Origin of the sequence: Marinobacter suaedae, assembly GCF_030519635.1 — a bacterium.
Taxonomy (GTDB): domain Bacteria; phylum Pseudomonadota; class Gammaproteobacteria; order Pseudomonadales; family Oleiphilaceae; genus Marinobacter; species Marinobacter suaedae.
In genome coordinates, this window is sequence record NZ_JAUMIS010000001.1 from 1,730,206 (window position 1) to 1,749,020 (window position 18,815).

At 59.2% G+C, this 18,815-nt stretch carries 14 protein-coding genes; 5 read left to right on the forward strand and 9 right to left on the reverse strand.

Annotated elements, in window-relative coordinates; all coding sequences use genetic code 11:
• Positions 1-315 precede the first annotated feature (315 nt).
• The 3 genes from QVZ43_RS07895 to QVZ43_RS07905 form a co-directional block, all read right to left on the reverse strand.
• Positions 316-783 (reverse strand): acyl-CoA thioesterase, encoded by a 468-nt coding sequence (locus tag QVZ43_RS07895; protein WP_420890894.1) that lies wholly within the window; start codon positions 781-783, stop codon positions 316-318.
• 28 nt (positions 784-811) lie between these two features.
• Complete coding sequence (locus QVZ43_RS07900) at positions 812-1,969, reverse strand: iron-containing alcohol dehydrogenase (RefSeq protein ID WP_302909490.1); 1,158 nt, start codon at positions 1,967-1,969, stop codon at positions 812-814.
• 72 nt (positions 1,970-2,041) lie between these two features.
• Complete coding sequence (locus tag QVZ43_RS07905; protein ID WP_302909491.1) at positions 2,042-3,064, reverse strand: AraC family transcriptional regulator; 1,023 nt, start codon at positions 3,062-3,064, stop codon at positions 2,042-2,044.
• Between the two features lie 292 nt (positions 3,065-3,356).
• Between QVZ43_RS07905 and QVZ43_RS07910 the strand changes: the two genes are divergently transcribed.
• The 5 genes from QVZ43_RS07910 to QVZ43_RS07930 all read left to right on the forward strand — a co-directional run bounded on the left by QVZ43_RS07910 (position 3,357) and on the right by QVZ43_RS07930 (position 12,532).
• Positions 3,357-5,222 carry a DUF1302 domain-containing protein gene (locus QVZ43_RS07910; RefSeq protein WP_302909492.1) on the forward strand — a complete coding sequence of 622 codons (1,866 nt, stop codon included), beginning with the start codon at positions 3,357-3,359 and terminating at the stop codon, positions 5,220-5,222.
• A gap of 23 nt (positions 5,223-5,245) precedes the next feature.
• Positions 5,246-6,598, forward strand: a complete 1,353-nt coding sequence (locus tag QVZ43_RS07915) for a DUF1329 domain-containing protein (RefSeq protein ID WP_302909493.1) — start codon at positions 5,246-5,248, stop codon at positions 6,596-6,598.
• A gap of 65 nt (positions 6,599-6,663) precedes the next feature.
• On the forward strand, positions 6,664-7,620 hold the full coding sequence (locus QVZ43_RS07920) for a WD40/YVTN/BNR-like repeat-containing protein (protein ID WP_302909494.1): 957 nt from the start codon (positions 6,664-6,666) through the stop codon (positions 7,618-7,620).
• A gap of 4 nt (positions 7,621-7,624) precedes the next feature.
• Positions 7,625-10,045, forward strand: a complete 2,421-nt coding sequence (locus QVZ43_RS07925; RefSeq protein WP_302909495.1) for an efflux RND transporter permease subunit — start codon at positions 7,625-7,627, stop codon at positions 10,043-10,045.
• A 192-nt stretch (positions 10,046-10,237) separates the two neighbouring features.
• Complete coding sequence (locus tag QVZ43_RS07930; protein ID WP_302909496.1) at positions 10,238-12,532, forward strand: tetratricopeptide repeat protein; 2,295 nt, start codon at positions 10,238-10,240, stop codon at positions 12,530-12,532.
• Here the strand turns inward: QVZ43_RS07930 and QVZ43_RS07935 are convergent.
• Genes QVZ43_RS07935 through QVZ43_RS07960 form a run of 6 tightly spaced genes read right to left on the reverse strand, consistent with a single transcriptional unit; the run spans position 12,529 to position 18,799 of the window.
• Positions 12,529-13,836 (reverse strand): BatD family protein, encoded by a 1,308-nt coding sequence (locus QVZ43_RS07935; RefSeq protein WP_302909497.1) that lies wholly within the window; start codon positions 13,834-13,836, stop codon positions 12,529-12,531. The two genes, QVZ43_RS07930 and QVZ43_RS07935, sit on opposite strands and share 4 nt — an antisense overlap.
• The gene (locus QVZ43_RS07940) at positions 13,833-15,359 is read right to left on the reverse strand and encodes a VWA domain-containing protein (RefSeq protein WP_302909498.1); all 1,527 of its coding nucleotides are present in this window, start codon (positions 15,357-15,359) and stop codon (positions 13,833-13,835) included. Before QVZ43_RS07940 ends, QVZ43_RS07935 begins: the two co-directional genes overlap by 4 nt.
• On the reverse strand, positions 15,349-16,359 hold the full coding sequence (locus QVZ43_RS07945) for a VWA domain-containing protein (protein WP_302909499.1): 1,011 nt from the start codon (positions 16,357-16,359) through the stop codon (positions 15,349-15,351). Before QVZ43_RS07945 ends, QVZ43_RS07940 begins: the two co-directional genes overlap by 11 nt.
• The gene (locus QVZ43_RS07950; protein ID WP_302909500.1) at positions 16,346-16,831 is read right to left on the reverse strand and encodes a DUF4381 domain-containing protein; all 486 of its coding nucleotides are present in this window, start codon (positions 16,829-16,831) and stop codon (positions 16,346-16,348) included. Before QVZ43_RS07950 ends, QVZ43_RS07945 begins: the two co-directional genes overlap by 14 nt.
• Positions 16,828-17,811, reverse strand: a complete 984-nt coding sequence (locus tag QVZ43_RS07955) for a DUF58 domain-containing protein (RefSeq protein WP_302909501.1) — start codon at positions 17,809-17,811, stop codon at positions 16,828-16,830. The genes QVZ43_RS07950 and QVZ43_RS07955 overlap by 4 nt, the downstream gene beginning before the upstream one ends.
• A gap of 10 nt (positions 17,812-17,821) precedes the next feature.
• Positions 17,822-18,799: an AAA family ATPase gene (locus QVZ43_RS07960; protein ID WP_302909502.1), complete on the reverse strand. Its 978-nt coding sequence runs from the start codon at positions 18,797-18,799 to the stop codon at positions 17,822-17,824.
• Positions 18,800-18,815: the final 16 nt, after the last annotated feature.

Below are 18,815 nucleotides of genomic sequence, written 5' to 3' on the forward strand. Positions count from 1 at the left end.
GGCGGAGTCCTGCACCAGTAAGTCGAAGATTGCACGCTCTATCCCTCAGATTTGCAGGGGTTTGCTTTGCAGTCAACTGAATTGTAGAAAAAAAGTGTTTCGTTTCAGTAAGTAAGATCCTCTCATTTCGGTCTATCCTGTTGGCGTCCCCGGCCGTTAAGCGCGCTGCCTGAGATGCCAGTATCGAATCGATCAGACATTAGGGAGAGGTGTTTTGGTTCAGCAAAAAGGTTTCTTGAACGACGCTCAGTCCCGACTGACGGATTTTTATGATCGGCTCGACGACCGTGCACGAACTGGACCTGTCCTTCAGATCTAATCGAAATGGTGGACGACGATCTGCTCCAGAGCCTGGTGAATAGACTCCGGTATGCGGGTAGCTGTGTTGTGTTCTCTGCTGACAAAGACATGCACGACCTGGCCATACGCCGATGCCTCGGTTTCAGAATCTCTGAAGATGCCGGTTTCATAGGTCACCGAGCTGTGGCCGATCTTCGCAACGCGAAGCCCAACGGAAATGGCGTCAGGGTACGCAAGTGGTTTTCGAAACTGGCAGTTTGAGCTGACCACGAAACCGACCACGTCTGAGGCGTGGATGTTAAGCCCGCCTTTTTCTATCAGAAAACGGTTGATGGCCGAGTCAAAGTACGAGTAGTAGGTCACGTTGTTCACGTGCCCATAGATGTCGTTGTCCATCCAGCGAGTCTGCATGGGATAGAAAATCGGAAAGTCGCTTCGTTCCACCTTGGGGCTCCCTGCGAGTAAATCAGCGCTCCGGCTCATGCCATTGCAACCTGTACAGTCAATCGGTTCAGAGCGCGGCCTTGTAGATTGCCAGGGCATCGGCTTCGGACACGTCCCTTGGGTTATTTACCAGCAGCCGGGTCTGTTTCATGGCATCGGAAGCGAGTCTTACCAGGTCAGAATCACTGATTCCTACCTCTCGCAGCGTCTGTTCCAGACCCAGATCGGCGCTCAGCGCCTCCAGCCGGTCGATGAACTGTCCTACCCGCTGCTCCGCGGGCACGGATGTGAGGTCCGGGAAGGCATCGGTGGCCAACGTGGCATAGGCATCGGCACATGCACTGGCGTTGAAGCGCATCACGTGGGGCAGTACCAAAGCGTTCGACAGGCCATGGGGAACGTGGAAGATGCCGCCAATCGGGTATGCGAGGGCGTGGACGGCCGCCACCGGTGAGTTGGCGAAAGCCTGGCCAGCGAGCATGGCGCCCAACAGCATGTTAGACCGGGCCTGCACATCCCGCCCGTTCTTCACGGCGGTTTCAATATTGGCGCCTAGCAGTCGCAGGGCTTCCCGGGCCAGGGCTTTTGAGACCGCATTGTTGTTAGCGGAGGCTGACGTATAGCTTTCAATGGCATGAACCATGGCGTCAATGCCGGTTGCCGCGGTCACCGGGGCGGGAAGGCCCAGTGTCAACTCGGCGTCGAGCAGGGCAATGTCTGGCAGAAGCTGGGGAGCAACCACACCCTTTTTTTCGGTTTCACCCACCGTGATGATGGAAATGGGGGTGACCTCCGAGCCGGTGCCGGCGGTTGTCGGGATCTGGATGAGCGGTAGTCGCTGTCCTTTGGCATTGCCCACGCCATAGATGTCGTCCAGCTTTTCTCCGCCACCCATCAGCAGGGCGATCAACTTGGCTACGTCCATGGACGAGCCACCGCCAAAGCCTATAACACCGTCGATTTCGGCAGCCCGGGCCTCAGCAACAGCCGCGTCAACAACGGCGACCGGCGGATCGGCGATGACCCCGTCAAAGACACGATACTGCACGCCGGCTTCGTCGAGAGCACAGGTGGCCGCTTCGAGCAAGCCGGCCTTGATCAAACCAGAGTCGGTAACCAGCAACACCCGTTTGCCAATCTGTTCACTGACAAGATTGCCCAGGCGTTTGATGGCGCCCGGTTCGCAGATAACGCTCTTGGTTGTGTTGAAGGTAAATCCAGTCATGATTCCTCCTGGTCGAGTGAGGAGAGAGGGGCATTGCCTCTACCATCGGCAGTTGTGGCACCCAGCGCTACTCTAATGGCTAGTGACGGCTACCTCCTCCCGGAAGGTTTTGGGCGATTTACCGAACCAGCGCATGCAGGCCCGGTTGAAGGAGCTTTGCTGCCCATAACCGATGAGGCCGGCAATCTGGCTAATCGTCATTCGTTGATCCGAGAGATAGTCTTTTGCCAATTCGCGACGCACCTCATCGACCAGGCCTTCAAACACGATGTTCTCTTTCTTGAGTCGGCGCTGAAGTGTCCGCTCACTCAGTGCCAGATGCTTTGCAATCAGTGGAATGGTACAGCGCCGTTCCAGCGGCAATAGTGAGATAACCAGGGAACGAACGTTTTCCTGCAGTGAGTAAGCCGTGGTATCGATATTCTGGGTAACATACTCTTCCATCATCTGCTTGAGCGCCGGATCCCGGCTGTGAATCTCCCCTGCCAGTGCGTCCGTTGGTATGTATACAGTATTCGAGTTGGTTTCAAAGGTCACAGGTGTTTTGTAGGCCGCTCGATAACGAGCCAGCGGGCTCACTCTGGGGTGGCGGAAATGAACCGGCAGCATCCGATTTTCGTCACCGATCAGCGCACGGATCACCTTCGTTGCCAATAACAGACTCATCTCGATGGTTTGAGCGCGAGTCTGCCCCTGAGTGATCGCTATTTCAAAGTGAAGCCCGCGATACTTTTCCGGGGTAGGCGGGTCCAATCGCAAGTGGATGGACGGGCTGTGGTAGCTGATGTATTTGATGATGTGCTGCAGTGCATTCTCGACCGTTGCCGAGTTTTCGGCGATGACGGCGATGGGGCCGAGTACACTAAGCCCCTGTTTGAGACCCACCCGAATCCCGAAGTCCGGACAGTTGAAATCCACGGCCGCCCTTTCAAGCATCTGAATCAGGGTCAGGTAGGGAATCATTTGCTTGGGGTTGCTGCTCATCTCCTCGTTGAGATGAAAGTCCGCCAGGAAACTTTTCGGGTCACCGCCCAATTCCCTGATGGTTTCAGCTACCCCCGTCATGGACCGGGCGCGGAGCATCGTATGGGTCATTCTGTTCTCGCAACTTTTTGTTCTAAATACTGTTTCTCGAACCTGCTGAGGACCTTAGGGATGGCCGCCTGCTGCTATCCGAAGCTGGTGTCGAGGGCGGCCTTTTTATTTTGATGGATCCTCTTCCCTTCATTCTAATTTTTTTAGTCTGACCTGTCTTGGCGTCAAAAGCTAAAAGTTTGTCATCACAGATCAAACACCGTTATGCGTGCTTGGCAATACTGTGCCGTCTCAACCATAAAAACAAAATTCGCATAGAGTGTCGATTCTATGCGTGGGAGGTCAGACCACGATGCACGGTAATAAGATCTTTTCTTTAAGCAGACTATCCGCCGGTGTCGCATTGGCGACGGCCCTGGGCGGCTTTTCCAGTGTGGCCAACGGCTTCACCTTCGATGCGGGGGAGTGGGATGGTGCGTTAAATACCACTGTCTCAATTGGCTCCAGCTGGCGTATGCAGGACCCGGATCCGGCGCTGTATTCGGCAGCGAATGCTGCGGTCGTGGGCGAAGAGCCCGGCACCGGCGGCAAGTCCGACGGCGGCAACCTGAACTATGACAAGGGGGATCGCTTTTCCACCGTTGCCAAGTTTCTTACCGAACTGTCTCTCGAGAAGGACTACATGGGGGCGCTGGTTCGGGTAAAAGGCTGGTACGACCAGGCGCTGGAAGATAAGGACGTCCGCTTTGGCAACCAGGCAAACGGCTACCAGCAGGGTGAGCCGTTGTCCGACCGGGGTTACGATAACCTGCTGAAATATTCTGGCATTCAGTTGATGGATGCCTTCGTTTACAACACCTGGGATATTAACTATCGCCCTCTGCAGGTTCGGCTGGGCCGGCAGGTAGTGAACTGGGGTGAAAGCCTGTTCATCCAGGGTGTCAACCAGGGCATTAACCCGATCGATGTGCCGGCGTTCCGGCGTCCGGGCACCGAGCTCAGAGAGGTGTTGCTGCCCAGCAATATGCTTTACGCCAACCTGGGCTTGGGCGGCGGCGTATCGGTTGAGGCCTACTACCAGTTCGAGTGGCAGAATTCCCCTGTCGAGGGTTGCGGCCACTACTGGGCAGTCACAGAAAGCGCCATTTCGCCTAACGTTGGCGGCTGCGTCTCTGCTGTTGGTGTCGGGCCGGGCTCCAGTCCGCAGGATCTGCAGAACGGAACCTATTACCCCCAGGCTGACCGCAACGACACCGATGACCAGGGACAGTTTGGTCTGGCGCTTCGTTTCCCGGTTGATGCTATCCAGACCGAATTCGGTTTGTACGCAATCAACTATCACTCCAAATTCCCCATGCTCAACGTCAACACGGGCAGTGGTTTCGGCTCAGCAAGTGATGCTGGGTTTAGAGGTCTCCCGTTCCAGGCCTTCGAGGCTGCCGGGCTTACGCCGGCAGACGTCGCCTGGGTGTACCCGGAGGATATCCAGCTCTACGGTATCAGTGCGGCATCCAATATCGCCAGCTGGTCAGTGGGCGCTGAGCTGACCCATACCAAGGACCTGCCAGTCATTATCAACGGTGCTGATTTGGTGGTTGGCGCTGCCACCGGCGCAGGCCCCATGGGTGAAACCTTCCAGAACGCGGGTGCCAACGCCAACGTAAAAGGCTACGACCGCTTCGACAAAACTCAGTTCCAGATCAACGGTCTGAACCTGTGGTCCAATGTGTTGGGCGCGCAAACGGCTCTGCTGATTGCCGAAGTCGGCTTCCAGTATGGCGGGGATATCCCGGATTCCTTCACCGATCGTCGCTACGGCCGCGGTTTTACCTTTGGCTTCGGTCAGCACCAGGATCTGGCGGGCGGCGCCGACCCCTGTGCCATTGGCGCGAACACCTCGCCGGAAGGCTGTCGGAACGACGGGTATGTCACCGACTTCTCCTGGGGGTATCGGATCCGCGGTTCTCTGGATTACCAGAATCCGTTCGGCCTGGGCATGCTGGTTCAGCCCTCCCTGTTCGTTGGCCACGACGTCAAGGGCAACGCGCTTGATGGCCAGTTCAAGGAAGGTCGCATTTCAGCTGCGCTCGGATCGGATTTTACCTACCTCAAGCGCCACAAGTTCGGTCTCAGCTACGTGCATTTCGCGGACTCCGCAGACTACAACGATCTGCGTGACCGGGATTATGCCTCTGCTAACTACAGCTACACCTTCTAAAACAAGAATTTGAGGTCAATGATATGAAGACTGTTCGAAATTCTCTCGCCAGGGCGGTTGCCTTCTCCACCGCCTTCGCCGTCGCCGGACCCGTTCTGGCAGACCTGACGCAGGAACAAGTTGCCAAGCTGGGTAATGAGCTGACCCCGGTGGGTGCCAACCCCAACGGCAATGAAGAAGGCACCATCCCTGCCTGGACCGGTGGGCTCACCACTCCGCCTGAGGGCTGGGACCCGGAGCAGGGCTACGCGGATCCTTTCCCCGGGGACCAGGTGCTGTTCACGATTACCCGTGACAACCTGGATCAGTACCGGGACAACCTGAGTGAGGGCCAGATTGCCCTGCTCAAGAAGTACGACAACTTTAAGATGCCGGTGTACCAGACCCGCCGCACCGCGGCGCTCCCTGAAGAGGTCTACGCCAACATCAAGGAGCAGGCCGACAAGGTTGAGCTGCAGGGCTTCGGCGTCAAAAACCTGAATGGTTCGAACGTACCGTTTCCTATTCCGGAGAACGGTCTGGAAGCCATCTGGAACCATAACGTCCGTTACCTGGGCGGCGGTGTGGACCGCAAGTACAACTGGTTCCCGGTCCGCGCCAACGGCGATTACTACAAGGTGGGTTTCCACGAAAAGCGCGTATTCGACGAGAATATGGATCGCCAGTCTGAAAACCGCCTGCTGAACTACATGGCGGAATTCACCAACCCGCCCACGCTGGAAGGCACCATTCAGCTGGTTCATGAGCCCATCGACCAGGTCAAGGAAGTGCGTTCGGCCTGGATCTACAACGTTGGCCAACGTCGCGTGCGTCGGGCGCCGGACCTGGCCTACGACAACGCCAACGATGGCACCGAGGGGCTGCGTACCACAGATCAGTTCGATGCCTACAACGGCGCACCGGATCGTTACAACTGGGAGCTCAAGGGCAAAAAAGAAATCTTTGTGCCCTACAACACCTACAAGCTGAGCGACAAGTCTCTGAGCTACGAAGATATCCTCGAGACCAACACCATCAATTCGGATCTGATGCGCTACGAGCTTCACCGGGTCTGGGTGGTTGAAGCGACGCTTCGGGACGACAGCAGCCATATCTATGGCAAGCGTACCTTCTACCTGGACGAGGACTCCTGGTCTGTGCTGATGGAAGACGCCTACGACACCCGTGGCGATCTGTGGCGTGCCAGCCTGCATGGCCTGATTCAGTTCTATGACGCCAAGGTGCCCTGGTACCGGTTCAACCTGTTCCACGACCTGAATAACGGCTCATACCTGATTTCCAACCTGGCCAACGAGGTGGAAGACCCCTGGGAGTTCGGCGTCAAGGGACGTTACATCGAATTCCAGCCAGACGCTCTGCGCCGCCGCGGCCGCTAAGAGAGCAGGGCGGGGACCTTGGTTCCCGCCCCCCTTCACTTCTTTTCCAACCCGGGACTCGTGTCATGTCCAATTACAAATTCGGCGCGGGCCTGCTGGCTCTCGTCATGGGTTCGTCTGCCCAAACAGTTTGGGGGGAGACACCGCCACTAGAGTATGAAATCTCCCCGCACCACGTAGCCATTTTTGATATTTCCACCACCGACAAGGGCAACTATGCCGTTGGCGAGCGTGGGGTTCTGCTCTCCAGTTCCGCAGCCAACCCCGATGCCTGGAAAAGCCAGCGTCTTCCCGCGCCGCAGTCGGTGATGGGAATTGCCTTTGGTACCGGGGGGCATGGGGTTGCCGTCGGTCATGGTGGCGTGATTCTGGCCACCACCGATGACGGTGAAACCTGGACCTCGATTGACGCCAGTGATCACACCCGGGGTGACCCGTTCATGGATGTCGCCCACCTTGGCGATAACCGGTTTCTGGCAGTCGGCGCCTTTGGTCTGGTCATGGGCTCCGACGATGGCGGCCTGAGCTGGCAGCCGGTGTCGATTTCCGAAGACTATTTCGATCGCCACCTGTATACCATCGCGCAGGCTGGCGGAGACTGGCTGCTGATTGGCGAAAGCGGCTCACTGTTTGTCAGCGAGGATGCTGGTAACAGCTGGTCACGACTGGAATCGCCCTACGAGGGTTCTTTCTTCGGTGGCCTGCAAACACCGGACGGTGCCTGGCTGCTCTACGGTATGCGCGGCCAGATCTGGCGCAGCGAAGATCGGGGAGCGAGCTGGCAAAAAAGCCCGGTAGACACGAAAGTCGCGTTCAATGCCCACGGCATTGGCCCCGGGAATGAGGTCTACCTGTTTGGTAACGGAGGCCAGGTTTTGGTCAGCGAGGACGATGGACGCCATTTCGCGCCGTCCCAGCGCAGCGGTATGCCAGGCGATATCACCGCAGCTTCCCGTCTGAATGGCAAATGGTTGGTTGGTAGCACTGCCGGCGTGCGCCTGTGGCAAGCAAGTGGGGAATAACGTGATGAAGGCAACCAATACTCAACAGGGGTTCACCCGAAAACTAGCTCAGGCGGTCTTGCGTCATCGTCGCCTGTTGCTCGTCATCATGGCCCTGATCACCCTGGGGCTGGGGTATTCAGCCAGTAAACTGCGTGTTGAGGCCGGTTTCATGAAAATGATTCCGCTCAGCCATGAATACATGTCAACGTTCCTCGACTACCAGGGCGAGTTCGTTGGTGCGAACCGGATCATGGTGTCCCTGCGTAACGAGCAGGGAACCGTTTTCGAGAAAGACTTCCTGGCTGCCCTGAAGAAGGCCACCGAGGAGGTGTTCTATCTGGAAGGGGTAGAGCGTAGCTCTGTAACGTCCCTGTTTACGCCCAACGCCCGTTATTCCGAAGTCGTGGAGGAGGGCTTTACCGGGGGTAACCTGATAGAGGCCGACTACTCGGGCACCGAACAGGAACTGCGGGAAATCCGTTCGCGTACCCTGAAATCCAACTGGGTTGGCCGGATTGTGTCCAACGATCTCCAGTCGGCCATGGTTGTCGCCACGCTGCAGGAGGTCAATCCCGATACCGGCGAGCGCATTGACCTGCAGGCGGTCGGGAACCGGCTCGAGGAGATTCGGGCGCAACTTGAGACGGACGATATCACGGTCAACATCATTGGCTTCTCCAAAGCCATTGGCGACATTGCCAACGGTGCCCGGGGCGTACTGGTGTTTTTCGCCGTCGCGGTGTTGATCATTGCCGTCCTTCTGTACTGGTACACGCGCTCCAAGCGACTCACGGCCCTGACGCTCGTTACTGCGGCGGTACCGGTGGTCTGGTTGCTGGGTCTGCTGCCCTTGCTGGGACTGACTCTGGATCCCATGTCGATCCTGGTGCCGTTCCTGATTTTTGCCATCGCTGTCTCCCACGCGGTGCAGATGTGCAATGCCTGGAAGCTGGATGTACTGCAGGGTGCGGATATCCGCCATGCAGCCGAAGACAGTCTCAGCGATCTGCTGGTGCCCAGTGTGGTGGCATTGGCCGCCAATGTGCTCGGTTTCCTGGTGATTGCCTTCGTTGATATCGAAATGGTTCATGAACTGGCACTGACCGCCACCCTCGGTGTCGGGGTGATGATTCTCACCAACTCCCTGGTGCTGCCGCCGCTGCTGTCCATGATCAAACTGGACGAGCATGCACTGGACCGGCTAACCCGTAAGGGCTCCCATTACTGGTTCTGGGAAAAGCTCAGTGTGCTGGCTACCACGCCCAAGTCCTATGTGCCGATTGCCTGCGCCCTGGTGCTGGCGGGTTTTGGTATCTATCAGGCGGGCAAGATGCATGTGGGTGACCTGGGCGACGGTGTGCCCGAGCTCCGGGACAACGCCCGGTATAACCAGGACGTCAGAGCCGTAACCTCGCAGTATTCTGTCGGTGTCGACGTACTGCAGGTAATTGTTGAAGCCAAGGGCGACAACATGCCCTGTGTCCAGCCCCATATCATGCAGCAACTGGAGGAATTTGAACTGTTCCTCCGCCAACAGCCGGGCGTGGCTTCCGTTGGTGCGCTGCCGGGATTCGTCAAGGGTGTCACCCAGAACTACGCCGAAACCAGCCCGAAATGGCACGTGGTACCTGGCAACAAGGCTCAGGTAGCCCAGGGTGTGGCATTCGCCACCCGTAACGGCAGCACCATGATGAATGCCGATTGCGATGCCATGGCCATGTCGGTCTTTCTGAGTGATCACAAGGCCGAGACCATTTCCGGCATTGTGTCAGCCATCAAATCGTTCAAATCGGTTTACGACAATGATGAGCTGACCTACCGCCTGGCGGCGGGCAACGTGGGGGTCATGGCGGCCACAAACGAGGCGGTCACCGCGGCCAATCCCTGGGTCAATGCCGCGCTGTTTGTGTCGGTAACCCTGTTGTGCCTGGCGATGTTCAGAAGCTTTAGAATCAGCCTGTGCATTATTCTGCCGCTGGCGTTGGTCACCCTGCTGTGCAATGCCTTTATGTCCCTGCTGGGGATTGGTCTTAAGGTCAACACGCTGCCGGTTATCGCGCTGGGTGTTGGCAGCGGCATCGACTACGGCATTTACCTGTTCGAGCGGATGAAGCATGAGCTGGATCGTGATGCCAGTGTCCAGGAGGCCTTCTTCGAGGCCCTGAAACAGCGGGGCACCGCGTCGGCCTTTACGGCGCTCACCATGACCGTGTCGGTCGCCACCTGGTATTTCTCGGATCTCAAGTTCCAGGCGGACATGGGCATCTTGCTGGCCTTCATGTTCCTGGTAAACCTGTTCGGTGCCATTCTGTTGCTGCCGGCGATCGCCGCGGTTCTGTTTCGTGGCCGAAAAACGGTAAGCACCGCCCGATCAGAAGCGGAAAAAGGACGCCCCGTCAGCGACAAGGACGGCGTCTGTAGCGGGGAGCCGATCAGCAACTGAGCGCCCGGCTATGGAACGCTTGGACGCGGGGAGGGGAGAAAGTTCATTGATCTCTCGCCTCCCCGATGAGTGCGGGCTTGCTCGTTTTGCGTCGAGTTTCCTTAATCTTGCCACCCTTTACGGGTGGCTTTTTTGTTGCCCATTCAACCAACTCGCCTTTAAGCTTCCAAAAACAGAAACGGCTCTTTTCGAATGCTGCTCTCTCGTGCATTGATAATTATTTTGTTCGCCTTGTTGTGGCCTTCAACGATCTCGGCGCAGGCCACACCGGGGCGATCGGCTGAAAACGCCGGTTACGTGCCGACCGATACCTGCGCCGGTTGCCATCAGAGTGAGGCGGCTGCCTGGTCCGGTTCCGATCACGCCTGGGCCATGCGCCCGGCTACCGACGAGTGGGTGCTGGGTGCCTTTGATGACACCACGTTCAGCGACGGTGCTGTCAGTGCTCGCTTTTTCAAACGAGAGGGACAGTACTGGGTCGCCACCGAGGACGATAGCGGAAAGCCGGGGGAATTCCGGATTGCCTATACCTTTGGTTATTTTCCCCTGCAGCAGTACCTGGTCGAGTTTTCCGGCGGCCGACTGCAGGCACTCACCATCGCCTGGGATACGAGGACCGGGGACGAGGGCGGTCAGCGCTGGTTCTCCCTTTACCCGGGGCAGAAATTTGCGCCCGACGATGCCTTGCACTGGACCGGGCGCTACCAGAACTGGAACGCCATGTGTGCGGACTGCCACTCTACGTTCCTGAAGATGAATTACGACGCCCAAAACGACACCTTCGCCACCACCTGGCAGGAGCAGAACGTCGGCTGTCAGGGCTGCCATGGTCCCGGGCGTGATCATGTCGACTGGGCTGAAAATCAGGCGGAGCCGGCCAATGAGGGAAAAGGTCATGGCAACTACGGCCTGAAAGTGGATTTCGATGCCATGAGCTCTGATCAGGTGGTGGAAACCTGCGCTTATTGCCACAGCCGGCGGCAGGCACTCAAAGACGGGCAGCACGCCGACGAGTCCTACCTGGATAAGGCTCTGCCGGCGACCTTGCGGCCGGACCTGTACCACCCCGACGGGCAGATCGATGGCGAGGTCTATGTCTATGGTTCGTTTGCGCAGAGCAAAATGTCTGCCGCTGGTGTGACCTGCCTGGACTGCCACGATGCTCATACGGCCGAAGTACTCGTCGAGGGCAACGGTCTGTGCCTGCAATGCCACAATGCCCAACCACCCGAGCGCTTCCCCTCCCTGCAGTCAGGCGATTACGCCTCGCAGGACCATCACCACCACCCAATGGGCTCGGAAGGCGCTCAGTGCGTCAACTGCCATATGCCGGAGAAAACCTACATGGTGGTCGACCCCCGGCGCGACCATAGCTTCCGCGTTCCCCGCCCGGATCTCACGCTGAGTACCGGCAGCCCCAACGCCTGCAATGGCTGTCACGATGACAAGACTCCCGAGTGGGCCGTCGAGGCCATTGATCGCTGGTACGACTGGCCCAATCAACCACCCCATTTCGCCCAGGCGCTTGGCGCCTTCCGACAGGCACAGGATGACGCCTTCCTCCGCCTCGCCGGATTGATCCGGGATTCCCAGGCACCGGCGATCGCGCGTGCCACCGCGGCTGAACACCTCGCAAACTTTGGGTCGCGGGCGGGCTCTGCAGTGCGTTCGGGCTTGCTGTCGGATGAGCCTCTGGTTCAGGCGTACGCGGCCAACAGCACCGCCCAACTGCCTGAAGACCGGCGCCTGGGCGCGTTGGGACCGAGCTTGTCAGAGGATCAGCCGAGGGCCGTCAGGGACCAGGCCCTCAGGGCGCTGGCGGGGGTCGAGCTGTCGGCCTTTCCTGAGCACGAACGGGCGCATGTCGAATCATTGAGGGAAGATTACGAGCGCCGCCTGCATGAACTGGCGACGCTGCCCGGCACCCGTCTCAATCTTGCCACCTATCTCCAGCGAGCGGGGCGGCCTTCCGAGGCCATGGCGCACTACCGGGAGGCGCTGAGTATGGATCCAGCTTTCACTCCAGCCCGTGTCAATCTCGCCAGCCTGGCCAGTGAACAGGGACAAATCGAGACTGCGATCGAGGTGTTGGAAGAGGGCGTTGCCCGCGTCGATATCCCGGAAGCGGATCGTGGGCACTTGGGCTATTTGCTGGCGCTTGCGCTGGTAGAAGCAGGAAGAGTTCCCGAGGCATTGTCGCGGTTTGAACAGGCCAGCTCGCTGAATCCCGGCAACCCGAGAGTTGCCTATAACCATGGCCTTGTTCTTGCCCGCGTGGGCAGGCTTGAAAGCGCGGAAACGGTGCTCTCTGAAGGGTTGTCCAGACACCCTGAGGATCCGGGCCTGCTCAATGCCATGGTGTTTGTCACGCTCCAGCAGGGGCGGATGCGGGAGACGCTGGACTACGCCCGCCGGCTGCAGCGGGTGGCCCCGGGTGATCCTCAGGTCAGGTCGTTAATCCGGGATCTGGAACGGCGATTAAATTAATCCGCCTCGTTGAGGGGAGGTAGCACTCGGCGCTGCGGTTTTCTCCGGAGGGGCCCAGGCCGTTTCGCCAGAGCGCCAATAACACGCCTGAGTCTTCGTTGACCGCGAGCCGGAGCCGGGTTTTCGCCAAAGCATTCGCTGAGCCCCCGCTTTATTTCCTCGCGTTTTCTCGGCGCAAGGTCCTGGTCAACGTTCGGCAGCAACCGCTCTAATCGACGGTTCCGGGCCTGGAGCCGGTAGAGGCCTATCAGGTCCGGAGGATTGTTGTTAAGCAGGCAGTGGGCGCGATAACGCAGATGCAACCGCGAACTTTGCCATCGGGCCTTCATTTTCTGTAGCCAACGATGAAGCTTTCGGAATCCTTGCAGTAGTGGTCTCCGGGCCGACCACACCAGAGCCAATGCCACCGCCGACCAGAGCCACGCTGGCAAATGGCCGTCTACACGCCGCTGCAATGTCGCCAGTTTCGATTCCGTCGAAAATGGCGAAGACGCCCGGGAGGGCGGCTGCACCATCACTTCTGTGGCAGGAATGGGGGTTTCGGTGAGCTTGCCGTTGGAAGTGTCCCACCAGGTGACGGAAAACGACGGCAAGGTCAGTTTTCCGGGGGATTCCAGCACATAGGTGATGGTATCAATCCGCTGTGCGCCGATTGCCTGGCCGCGCTCATTGGTCAGGTCAGTGACCACAGGAGGCTTGCGCTCGCCCTTTGCCCCCTTGGGATCCGGAATCGCCGGGGCGGGAAAGGTGATCGTTCGGGCGCCCATGGCCTTGAGCGTCACTTCACGGGTCAAGACGGCACCGACGGCCAGCCTGGACGGCTCCGGGCGAACGCTCTGGATCGCCTCCACGGATGACGCCATCAGCGTAGGGCCGCGGCCCGCAAGGGCCGCCGGAAGCTTTGATTCAAACCTGACGGGTTCAGTCTGCAGGGACGTTGCCCCCTCGGCCCGGCCCGCCTTCAGGTTCAGCGTCAGCGACGGAATCTGAAACTCGCCGGCTCTTGTGGGAACAATCTGGTAACTGAAGGTGAGGCCATAGTAGGGCTTGCCGTCCCGAGAACGGTGCAGGTTGCGCCCCTGCGATCCGTCGAAGGTTATTCGGGCACCTGCAAGCGTCCAGGGTTCGAAACGCGGCGGTTCGACAAACCAGGTGTCGACAAGAACATCAATCTCCAGCGTTGCAGTACTGCCAACGGTCACCTCGTTACCCGGTTCCAGGCGTGTTTCGAGCCAGTACTCCGGGCTTGCGTATGCCACCCAGGGCGCTATCAGCAGTAGCCAGAGGGCGATTCGGATACTCATGGTTCAGAGCCTCCGCCTGAATGATTCTGGTACTGGAACTTGCGGCGCAGAAAGGCCTTGGGCGAGGTGCTCAGGTTTTCCAGCCACACCGCTTCGGTCAGCGACCGGGATTGGGCCTCCTCCCGCTGCTTACCCTGATCGAGCTCGGAATCGAACGTGACGTCATCGGCGCTCATATCCGGAGTTTCACTGCGCTGCTGTTCGAGGCTGCTTTGCAGTTCGCGGACCGTATCCAGATTGTCCCTTGCGGCCGGAAAGTCCCGCTGCCGGCTCAGTGCCTGCTCGTAAGCGCTGATGGCTTGTTTCAGCTTCACCTGCTTGGCAAGGCTGTTACCCCGGTAGAACCAGGCCTGTGCGGTGTCCACTTGCCGGAAACTGGCGACAGCCTGGTCGTACTGTGCGGCCCGGTACGCGGCCAGACCACGCAGATACGGATCCTGGAACAGCCGGGCAGCGTCTGCGAACCTGCCTGCCTCATAGGCCAGTTGTCCTTGCTGATCCGGTGTCAGAAAGGCATCGGCTAACGGGCCCGCTGTGGCTGGCGGCACGAACCCCGGGCTGTTTAGGAGCAGAGCGAGGACAACCGCCGGCAGGGACCAGCCTCGTCTCACGCCGAGTAGAGTCAGGGCGAGAATGGGCCACACCAGCCAGTAGCCCATGTCTTTCCAGTGCAGGCCGGCGTCCTGGAGCCCGGCATCACGGAAGTGCAGGAGGGCGGAAAGCTCCAGCCACCGAAGGTCATCGCTGTTGGCCGTGGTACTGGCGATGTCCGCGTTGATGGTATCAGCAAAGCGTTTCATGGCCTCGGTGGTGTCCGGCGTTTCCGGGTTGTCCGCCGCTGTCATCAGCATCAGCACTTGCAGGTGTGAACCCTGCAGTTGCTGGCGGGTGCCCCGGGCTTGCGCCGGGTCGATGCCATCGGTGATGAAAACCAGCGTGCCCGGGATCTGGCTGGCGGCCAGCAGCGTTTTAGTTTCTTTCACCACAGCCGACGTATTCCGCCCCGGGCCTGGAATCAGGTCCGACGAGAGGGCTTCCAGGTACAGATTGATCAAGTCGGCGTCACGGGTCGGCGGCAGCACAAGGTGGGCCGAGCCGGCGTAGGCGATCAGGCCGAACCGGGTCGATGGATTGCGTGAAACCAGCGCCCGGGCCTTCGCTTTGGCCAGCTCCAGGCGCGAAGGTGTGACGTCGGCCCGATTCATGCTGTTGGACAGATCCACCGCCAGGATAATCGGCGCGCTGTTCTCCATGAAGGCGGGTCGCTGTTTATCCCAGCTCGGACCCGCAACGCCAAGCCCCCCCAGAATGAGCAATGCACTGAGCAGATGTATCGGGCGAAACCTGTGCGAATTATCGGTTTTTACCACCAGATGGCGTGCCAGACGCTCCGGGATGAGTTCGGAAAAGTGACTGGTTCGGGCCTGGTAACGGCGCCAGAGCAATGGAAGCAGTCCGCCTGCCACCGTGAAAATCAGGCCCCAGGGCCGCAGCAGGTGCAGCACCTCCAGATCAATCCCCATGAGCCACCTCTTTCTTCGGCAAATCCACCACCCCCGTTCTTCGATCGCGGATAATTTCAATCGCCAAAACCAGAAGCAGTAACCCCGAGGACAGCGCCAAGGGTAGCCAGAACCATTCGATTTTTGGCTGGAACGACAGGGTGGTGCTCTGTCGGGGCGTCAGTTCGTCGAGTGTTGCGTAGACCGACGCCAGGGCCTCCCGGTCCGAGGCCAGGAAGAACTGGCCGCCGGTCGCCGTGGCAATAGCCTGCAGGCTTTTAATATCCACCGCATCCTCAGTGCCGGTATCGGGATCGCCGACAGCGACGGTGTAAATCCGAAGGTTCTTGCGGGCCGCGATGTTCGCCGCCTGGAGCGGCTGAATTCGACTGGCGGTGTCGTTTCCATCGGTAAGCAGGATCAAGACATTATCGCCCTCGATGTCCTCCTCAAGCATGCGTATGGTCAGTCCGATCGCATCGCCAATGGCCGTGCTTGGGCCGGCCATGCCAGTGGTCGTTTCCGTCAGTAGTCGGAAGACTGTGGCATGGTCGGTGGTTGGGCTGGCCTGCACAAACGCCCGGTCACCAAACACCAGAAGGCCGATGCGATCGTCCTGGCGCCTTTGAATGAAGTCTCCGACCACGGCTTTGACCGCCGACAGCCGATCGGTGGTTGAACCGTCCACTTGCCGGTAATCGCTGGTGTCCATCGACTGGGATAGATCGATCGCCAGAACCAGGCTGCGGGTGGGTTCCTCAACAACTATCGGAGATGGCAACTCAACCGGCCTCGCTGCGGCGACGAGTGCTAGCAGCCATGCCACCCAATACGCAAATAACCACAGATGATGACGGCCTGATGCGCGTGCTTCCACCGAGCCAGGCAGTGCCGAGTGGAGCTCATGGGTGTAGGTAACACGCAGTGCCGAATGCTCCTGCCGGTAGGGGGGCAGGAAACGATATCCCAGCAAGGGCAATGGGGTCAGCAGCAGAAGGTACGGGTATTCAAGCTGGAACATGATGAGTCTCCAGCCAGAGGCGGGTTTGTTGGAGCAGGTCCTCGGGATCCAGCGCCAGCAAACGGTGGTCGGGGGCGTAGGCCAGATCAGCAAGGCGGCTGCCCAGATCCTCCGTCAGAGGATGGTGTGCCAGTTCACTCAGGGCCACTGCCAGCGACTGTGGGGGCGCAGCGGTGCTGGCTTTCCCGTACAGGTAAATTACCACTCGTTTCAGCAGGCTTGGCAGTGTTCGCAGGGGTGCGACATGGGCCGGATTTTGCCGCCATGCCTGCTCAAGTTCGTCCAGCTCAGCCAGTGCCTCCCTCCGGTAGCGGTTGCGGTAGTGGGTGCGAAAACGACGCGCGACAAGCGCCACGAACGCCAGTCCAATCAGACAAAACAGCAGCCACCAGCCCCAGGTCTGCGGCCACAGGCCGGGCATCTCCGGCGGCGGCAGTTCCTTAAGACCAGCCAACTGCTGGGACAGGCTCATCGCTGCCCTCCAGCGCGGCCGGCCAGGGCGCGCCGGTATTGCCCTGCGGTAGCTTCACCGGCGCTGATCATGCAAAGAGGAATTCGGCTCTTGCGCATCAGGTCCGCCACCCTGGCCAGCCGGCCTTTCAGGAAATCGGCAACCGGCTTGTGGATCGACTTTTTGCCAAGATGCAGTGGCACCTGAAGGTTTCCGTCAACTAACGTGACCCGGCTTCTCTGGGGAAGGTTCAGGGCAACGGGGTCATACACCTGAAAGGCAATCACATTGTTGTGTTGCGAAAGCTGGCGCATACGCCGGAGTGTGGATTCACCAATCCCCGAAAAATCGCTGATCAGGCAGATGGTGTGGTCATGATGGGCCATGTTCAGGCAGCGGATCAGCACCTGATCGAGCGTGGTGTGGTCGATCCGGCCGGGCTGTTGCGCATGGAGTGCCCGATTGTGCCGAACAACCGTCGCAAAAAACTGTTGCAGGCGCTGCCGGGAGCGATGCGCGGGGACCGTTTCAACCCACTGATCGTTGAACACCAGGCCGCCGACCCGATCCCCCGAGTGAAAGGCGCTCCATGCCACCAGGGCAGCCAGCTCGGCGGCGGTGAGGGATTTGAAGTTCAGGGACGATCCGAAAAACATGTCCATGCGCTGATCGCATACCACCAGGGTGGGGCGATCCCGCTCTTCGGTGAAGCTGCGCACAAACGGTTTCCCGGTCCGTCTGGTTGCCCGCCAATCCAGATGTCTGAGATCGTCGCCAGGCTGATAATGCTTGAGTTCCTCAAAGTCCAAACCGCGCCCGCGAAGACGGGACTTGTGGTGTCCCGTCAACTGACTGCTGTGGCCGAAGGGAGGTCGGAAATTTATCAGTCTGCCTTCGGTTTCCAGACCCATCAGTCGGCGCAGGTCGACGTAAACCGCGGGATCGTCCAGCAGGCTTTCGTCGGTGTCGGGCTTTTTGAGTGGGGCTGGTCCTGAGCGCATGGCCAAAACCTCAAGTGGGTATGGAAACCCGATCCAGTAATCGGTCTATGATCTGGTCGGCCTGCACCTCGTTGGCGATCGCCTCGTAATTGAATCGCAGGCGATGCCTGAGCACCGGGTGGCACACCGCACGGACGTTGTCCGGGGTGACGTGGTCCTGTCCCGCCAGCCAGGCATGGGCACGGGCGGCGCGGTCCAGGGCGATGACACCGCGCGGGCTGACGCCGGTCTCGACCCAGTTGCGGATGGTCTCGTCCGATGTCACCTCTGGCCGAGTCGCGTGAACCAGGTCCACCACGTAGCTGTCGATGGCCGGGGATACAAAAAGCTCGCTGATTTCCTTGCGTGCCTGAAGAACCGATTCACTGGCAATCGGTTGCTGGTTGTCCGAGCCCCCGGTGTCACTGGCAATTTCCTCGCCTCTGACCAGTCGCAGCACTTCGCACTCCTGCTCGTGAGACGGGTAACTCAGTGTAATTTTCATCAGAAAACGATCCATCTGGGCTTCTGGCAGCAGGTAGGTGCCTTCCTGCTCAATCGGATTCTGGGTTGCCAGAACCATGAACAGGGACGGCATTGTATGCGTGTGGCCGGCTACCGTGATCTGTCTTTCTTCCATGGCTTCCAGGAGAGCGGCCTGCACCTTGGCGGGCGCCCGGTTGATCTCATCGGCAAGAATCAGGTTGCCAAAGAGGGGGCCCGGCTCGAAACGGAAGCTCTGGTGCTGGCCATCATGATGCAGCACCTCCGAGCCGGTGAGGTCCGATGGCAGCAGGTCGGGGGTGAACTGGATGCGTTTCATCGTCGCATCCAGTGCCTGCGCCAGTGTTTTTGCGGTCCGGGTTTTGGCGAGCCCCGGTTGGCTCTCGAGCAGAACATGGCCGTTGGCAAGCAATGCCACGATCAGTTGATCGACCAGTTCCGACTGGCCCAGGATCTGACTGTTGACCTTTTCCCGAAGGGCGTTCATTGCTTGCCAGGGGCTCATGCCTTACTCCTCACTT

Excerpts from the sequence above, each read along its gene's own strand:
- QVZ43_RS07895 (WP_420890894.1), bottom strand. The coding sequence starts at position 783 with ATGAGCCGGAGCGCTGATTTACTCGCAGGGAGCCCCAAGGTGGAACGA.
- QVZ43_RS07900 (WP_302909490.1), bottom strand. The coding sequence starts at position 1,969 with ATGACTGGATTTACCTTCAACACAACCAAGAGCGTTATCTGCGAACCG.
- QVZ43_RS07905 (WP_302909491.1), bottom strand. The coding sequence starts at position 3,064 with ATGACCCATACGATGCTCCGCGCCCGGTCCATGACGGGGGTAGCTGAA.
- QVZ43_RS07910 (WP_302909492.1), top strand. The coding sequence starts at position 3,357 with ATGCACGGTAATAAGATCTTTTCTTTAAGCAGACTATCCGCCGGTGTC.
- QVZ43_RS07915 (WP_302909493.1), top strand. The coding sequence starts at position 5,246 with ATGAAGACTGTTCGAAATTCTCTCGCCAGGGCGGTTGCCTTCTCCACC.
- QVZ43_RS07920 (WP_302909494.1), top strand. The coding sequence starts at position 6,664 with ATGTCCAATTACAAATTCGGCGCGGGCCTGCTGGCTCTCGTCATGGGT.
- QVZ43_RS07925 (WP_302909495.1), top strand. The coding sequence starts at position 7,625 with ATGAAGGCAACCAATACTCAACAGGGGTTCACCCGAAAACTAGCTCAG.
- QVZ43_RS07930 (WP_302909496.1), top strand. The coding sequence starts at position 10,238 with ATGCTGCTCTCTCGTGCATTGATAATTATTTTGTTCGCCTTGTTGTGG.
- QVZ43_RS07935 (WP_302909497.1), bottom strand. The coding sequence starts at position 13,836 with ATGAGTATCCGAATCGCCCTCTGGCTACTGCTGATAGCGCCCTGGGTG.
- QVZ43_RS07940 (WP_302909498.1), bottom strand. The coding sequence starts at position 15,359 with ATGGGGATTGATCTGGAGGTGCTGCACCTGCTGCGGCCCTGGGGCCTG.
- QVZ43_RS07945 (WP_302909499.1), bottom strand. The coding sequence starts at position 16,359 with ATGTTCCAGCTTGAATACCCGTACCTTCTGCTGCTGACCCCATTGCCC.
- QVZ43_RS07950 (WP_302909500.1), bottom strand. The coding sequence starts at position 16,831 with ATGAGCCTGTCCCAGCAGTTGGCTGGTCTTAAGGAACTGCCGCCGCCG.
- QVZ43_RS07955 (WP_302909501.1), bottom strand. The coding sequence starts at position 17,811 with ATGCGCTCAGGACCAGCCCCACTCAAAAAGCCCGACACCGACGAAAGC.
- QVZ43_RS07960 (WP_302909502.1), bottom strand. The coding sequence starts at position 18,799 with ATGAGCCCCTGGCAAGCAATGAACGCCCTTCGGGAAAAGGTCAACAGT.